Annotated in this window: 6 protein-coding genes and 1 pseudogene; 2 read left to right on the forward strand and 5 right to left on the reverse strand. The window is 70.6% G+C overall.

What is annotated here, in order from left to right:
• From HFP15_RS41900 to HFP15_RS41910, 3 genes and pseudogenes are all read right to left on the reverse strand, one after another.
• Positions 1 to 229: pseudogene (locus tag HFP15_RS41900) on the reverse strand (cytochrome P450); the annotation flags it as partial.
• Between the two features lie 11 nt (positions 230 to 240).
• On the reverse strand, positions 241 to 1,281 hold the full coding sequence (locus HFP15_RS41905) for an LLM class flavin-dependent oxidoreductase (protein ID WP_168524149.1): 1,041 nt from the start codon (positions 1,279 to 1,281) through the stop codon (positions 241 to 243).
• On the reverse strand, positions 1,278 to 2,186 hold the full coding sequence (locus HFP15_RS41910) for an SDR family oxidoreductase (RefSeq protein WP_312872013.1): 909 nt from the start codon (positions 2,184 to 2,186) through the stop codon (positions 1,278 to 1,280). The genes HFP15_RS41905 and HFP15_RS41910 overlap by 4 nt, the downstream gene beginning before the upstream one ends.
• 88 nt (positions 2,187 to 2,274) lie before the next feature.
• Between HFP15_RS41910 and HFP15_RS41915 the strand changes: the two genes are divergently transcribed.
• Together HFP15_RS41915 and HFP15_RS41920 are read left to right on the forward strand one after the other, a co-directional pair.
• Positions 2,275 to 2,910 (forward strand): TetR/AcrR family transcriptional regulator, encoded by a 636-nt coding sequence (locus tag HFP15_RS41915; protein ID WP_168524151.1) that lies wholly within the window; start codon positions 2,275 to 2,277, stop codon positions 2,908 to 2,910.
• Between the two features lie 38 nt (positions 2,911 to 2,948).
• On the forward strand, positions 2,949 to 3,449 hold the full coding sequence (locus tag HFP15_RS41920) for a PaaI family thioesterase (RefSeq protein ID WP_168524153.1): 501 nt from the start codon (positions 2,949 to 2,951) through the stop codon (positions 3,447 to 3,449).
• Positions 3,450 to 3,551: 102 nt separating this feature from the next.
• Here HFP15_RS41920 and HFP15_RS41925 read toward each other — a convergent pair whose 3' ends face one another.
• Both HFP15_RS41925 and HFP15_RS41930 read right to left on the reverse strand, forming a co-directional pair.
• Positions 3,552 to 4,310: a patatin-like phospholipase family protein gene (locus tag HFP15_RS41925; protein WP_168524155.1), complete on the reverse strand. Its 759-nt coding sequence runs from the start codon at positions 4,308 to 4,310 to the stop codon at positions 3,552 to 3,554.
• A 30-nt stretch (positions 4,311 to 4,340) separates the two neighbouring features.
• Positions 4,341 to 4,925, reverse strand: coding sequence for a TetR/AcrR family transcriptional regulator (locus tag HFP15_RS41930; RefSeq protein WP_168524157.1), 585 nt, complete (start codon positions 4,923 to 4,925; stop codon positions 4,341 to 4,343).
• Positions 4,926 to 5,201 lie beyond the last annotated feature (276 nt).

Here is a 5,201-nt window from a genome sequence, read left to right on the forward strand (position 1 = left end):
CGGTGCCGAAGCGGATGTAGTCGAGCAGGTGCCCCACCACGGGCGGGCCGTAGTCGCCGCGGACCGGCCGCAGGCCGCTGCCCTCGGGTGGGGTGGCCAGGTCAGTGGTGGGCCAGCGGCGGCTGAACCGGCGCCACGCCTCGTCGACCGCCTGGGGTGCTGGTGCGACCAGCACCGAGGACAGGCGCTGCCGCGCCGCCTGGGTGGTGCGCTCGATGATGTGGACCATGACGGCTCTCCTTATGTGGTAGGCGTGCGGGTGAGTGGGGCGAAGGCGTCGAGCACGGCGGTGGTGGCCGACGGGCCGGCGAAGGAAGACGGATACAGCAAGGTCCGCTCGTACAAGCCCGCCCACCGGGCGGCGAACTGGCTGCGGACCTGCTCAGGGGTGCCGGCCACGGCGATGGTGTCGATCATCCGGTCTGACACCGCGGCCACCATCGCCTCCAGGTCACCAGCGCGACGCGCTGCCTGGATGGCGCCCGCCTCGTCAGTGAAGCCGTGCAGAGTGAGGATGGAATCGTAGGTTTTCACCGAGGCATAGAACGCGATCTGCGCGGCGGCCATCCGGCGAGCACGGTCTTCGTCAGGATCCACCGCGCAGATCACATACCCGGCCACCGGCACCGGCCCGGCGCGTTCGGCGCCCGCTGCCAGCGCGGGCCGCACCGTGTGGCGCAGGTATTCCGGGGTGAACAGCGGATGACCGACCAGCCCGTCGGCCACCGCCCCGGCGGCGCGTATCATGCGCGTGTTCACCCCGGCCAGATACACCGGCACCGCCGGCCGCGTCGGGGCCGCGACGGGCGCGGTCGGAACGACGTGTGCGCGGTAGAACCGGCCTTCGTGGCGCACCGGCCCCTCGTCCAGCCGCCACAGCCGGCGCAGCAGCGGCACCAGTTCCTCTGCCCGTGCCGCGGGATGCTCCCCGGACAGGCCATGCCAGTCCTGCTGCATGCGCCGCGTCCCCGTCCCGAGCCCGAGGATCAGCCGGCCGCCGCACAGTGCGTCCAGATCCCGCGCCTCGGCGGCCAGCACCAGCGGCGTCCGGCCGAACCCGTAGGCGATCCCGGTCCCCAGAGTGATCGACTCGGTCACCGCGGCCATCGCCGCCACCGCGACCACCGCCGAGCGGTCGTAGAACTCCGCCGCCCACACCGACTCGAACCCCGCTCGTTCGGCGTCCGCGGCCATCGCCGCCACCTCATGCACATTCCCACCGGTGCACACGAGCGACAGTCCACGATGCCCCGCCGCGGGAGTGGCCGCGTCGCTCGTCATGGACGTTCCCGTTCCCTCGGCCGGTCGGCCATCGCGTCCTGCCCGCGTCCGGGCACAGCACGGGCGTCGTAACCAGCCCGGGCGACCGGGTCAGCGCCGGCAAGGACCCGATCCGCGCCCGAGATCCGCAGCAGGGCGTCGCGCAGCGCACGGGGCGCCAGCGCGAGCAGCCGGTTGACCACCGCCAGCGATCGCGGCACGTACACGTCGAACCGCGGCCGGCGCACCACAGCCGTGATCGCGTCGGCCACTTGCTGCGGTGTGACCGGCCGCACCAGCGGGGACTCACCCAGCCCAGTGGCCAGTTCGGTCCTCACCACCGTGGGCATCACACACGACACCGCCACCCCACTGCCCCGCAGTTCGGCGCGCAACGCCTCGGACAAGCCCACGACACCGTGTTTGGTGGCGCAATAGGTGGCCGCGCCGGGGAAGCCAACTTTGCCCGCCTGCGAGGCCACGTTGACGAGGTGTCCCCGCCCACGCGGAAGCATCCGGCGCAGAGCGTCACGGCTGCCGTGGATCACGGCATGGAGGTTGATCTCCAACTGCCGGGCCGCCACCGACGCCGGCTCGTCACCGAGCGACCCCAACGGCATGATCCCCGCATTGTTGATCAGCACATCCAGCGGTCCGCAGGTCGACTCGACCTGGTCCAGGAACCCGGCGAACGCATCCTGGTCGGTCACATCCACCCGCCAGGCACGGACGGCGGGGTGCTGGCCCGCCAGCCACCCCGGTGGGGCATCGAGGTCACCGATCGCGACTGTGGCCCCCGCCGTGGCAAGCGCCTGGGCGGTCGCCAGCCCGATTCCGCGTGAACCCCCGGTGATCGCCACCACCACACCGGCTAGTGCCGGCACGGTCTCCGCGTGCCGTCGGACGGTCCTGACTCGCTGCGTCACGTCGTATCGCCTCCGTTGCCGACCACCGAATTCTGACAGGAACCACAGTCAGAATGGTTCTGACAGGAACGTATGTCAAGATGGGTGCATGTCGATGCCGAAGCGCAGCTATCGGGGCGTCAGTTCTCAGCAACGCCGCGACCAGCGGCGCGAGCAGCTGTTGGAAGCCGGTTTGGATCTGCTGGGCACCGAAGGGTGGCGGCAGACCACGATGACCGCGGTGTGCGCGCGGGCGGGACTGACCGAGCGGTACTTCTACGAGAGTTTCGCCCACCGTGACGAGTTGCTGCTGGCGGTGCTCGACCGGGTCGCCGCGCGGATCCGTGATGTCGGGCTGCGCGCTCTGGCGACCCCCGGCGGTGATCCCTACTCGAAGGCCACGGCGGCGATCAGCGCGTTCGTCGACCTGCTCACCGGCGATCCGCGCATCGGCCGTGTGGCCATGCTGGAATCCGCCGCCGCCGAGCCGCTGCGCACCCGACGTCACGAACTGCTGCGCGAGTTCGCCCAGCTGATCGCCACCCAGGCCCAGGCTCTGCACGGTGCCGACGCGCTCTCCCCACCCCATGACCAGATCGCGGGTCTCCTGCTCACCGGCGGCCTCGCCGAACTGCTCATGGCCTGGCTCAGCGGCGAACTCCCGGTCGACCGCCAGGACATCATCGATGTCGCCGCCACCCTGTTCGCCGCCGCCACCCGGCGAAAGCCCATCTCGACCCCGTGACCCGGCCATGCCGGCCGCTACCGAAGGATCGACACGCAATGGCTGACCCCATGCCCATCTCGCTGCCGCCGCACCACCCGCAGTGCCTGGGGTGCGGGCCGGACAACCCGGCCGGTCTGCACCTGGACGTCCACCGCCACGGGGACACCGTGGTCACCGACATCACCTTCGACCCGCGGCACCGCGGCGCCCCCGGCTTGGCACACGGCGGCGCGATCTCGGCGGCCTGCGACGACCTGTTCGGGTTCGTCCTCTACCTCGTGGAAGAAGTCGCCGTCACCCGCACCTTGACCGTCAACTACCTCGCGCCGGTGCCGCTCGGCCAGCCACACCGCATCACCGCACGCCTGCAGCACCGCCATGGCCGGCGACTGCACCTGGAAGCCACCGGCACCGGCCCCGACGGCCTCACCCGGTTCACCGCCGAAGCCCTGTTCCTCACCGTAGACCACAACCACTTCGCCCCCCACGGCGCCGACACCGAGGTGCAGGCCATGTTCACCCACCACCAACCACACGACCGCGAACACCACAACTGAGAACCGCGCGGGACACCGCGGCCGGTGGACAACCGATGACCTTGACTGGTTCGGTGATCTGGTCCGTCGGTTCCGCCGGCACGGACTCGCCTCGAACCGGTCTCAGGATGCCTGGTCCTGGTCACCGATCTCCCAGGCGAACCGGGCCAGTGCGGTATCGGCGGCGCGTCGTCCCGCGTCGATGATGCGGGGAACATCCCTTCGTGACCATGGGGAGAGTCGTCGTAGGTCGGGTTCGATGATCAGAGTATCGCCGTCGTCACGTGCGGCGGCGACGGTCGCGGCGGTGACGCGGCCGGTGCCGGGCCACTGCCAGCCTGGGCGTAGCCGCACGGCGATGACGAGGTCCGCGCCGAGGCCGCGGGCGGGTGTGATGGGCAGGTTGTCCGCGAGCGCGCCGTCGACCAGGAAGCGACCGTTCCAGGAGATCGGGGGGAACAGGCCAGGGACGGCGATGCTCGCACGCAGCGCCAGGTCGAGGGGGCCGTTGGTGAGCACGACGGACGACCGTGTGCGCAGGTCGGTGGCTACCGCGCCGAACCGGCGTGGCAAATGCTCGATCCTCGGCTCTGGGCCGAGCACACCGACGGAGGCCGACAGGGCGGAGCTGTCGAGCAGGGCCAGGCGTGGTGTGAGGGTGAACTTGCCGAAGGTCGCCCAGCCCGCCACGCGGACCTGCTCCTCGATGAGATCCAGCGGCAACCCGGCCGCGAACGCGGCGCCCACGAGCGCTCCGGCGCTCGTGCCCGTGACGATCCGCGGCTCGATGCCCCGCTCGGCGAGTGCATGCAGGACACCGATGTGGGCGGCGCCCAGTGCGGCACCGCCGCCCAGGGCAAGACCAACCCGCGGGTTGGGCATGACGCGACTCCGTACTGTTGATCGAGACGTTCAGCGCGGCGGCATCGGGGTGGACCGGGACGGGTTGAGCGCGTCGAGCAGCAGGCTCAGGTAGCGGCGGCGGGTTCGGCGGTCGAGGTTGGTGGTGCTGAAGGCGGTGGTGGCGAGGGCGAGCAACACGGGGATGTCTTCGGGGGTGATGTCGGGGCGGATGTTGCCTGCTTGCTGGGCGGCGCGCAGGATGGGGGTGAGGGTCTGCATACTGCGGCGGAGCAGTTCGCCGGTGACCTCGGTGAGCTGTCCGATCGCCGCGACCAGGCCGGGTTCTCGCAGGATGAGGTCGCTGATTCGTTCGGCGACGTCGAGCAGGGCCTGCCGGGACGCGCCGGTGTCGGCGAAGGTGGCGAGTGCGGGTTCGATCTCGGTGGCGAAGATCTGGTCGTAGACGGCGCAGGCGAGAGATTCCCGGTTGGGGAAGTGCCGGTAGAGGGTCGCGATGCCCACACCGGCCTCGCGCGCGATGCGGGTGAGGGGCCCGGTGCCGTCGCCGGTGGCGAAGACCCGGCGCGCGGCGTCGAGAATTCGTGCGATGTTCGACAGCGCGTCCGCGCGTGACGACATCGACTTAGAAGCCATCGCCGCATCGTCCTCTCGGTGCCCGGGCGCACCCGACATCTCGTGGTGATAGCTTACTCTCGGTTCGAGAGTTCGCTATCACTTGTCGCCGGGGAGTGCACGTGTCGACGTTGCTGTATCGGGTGGGACGGTTCGCCTTCGGCCGGCCCTGGCGGGTGCTGGGCGCGTGGTTGTTGCTGCTGGCGGTGATCGCGGTCGCGCTGGTGGTGCAGCCCGTGCGGCTGACCAACGAGATCCGGATCGACGGGACTCCGGCGCAGGAGACCATCGACCAGC

Source organism: Amycolatopsis acididurans, from assembly GCF_012328925.1.
GTDB lineage: Bacteria > Actinomycetota > Actinomycetes > Mycobacteriales > Pseudonocardiaceae > Amycolatopsis_E > Amycolatopsis_E acididurans.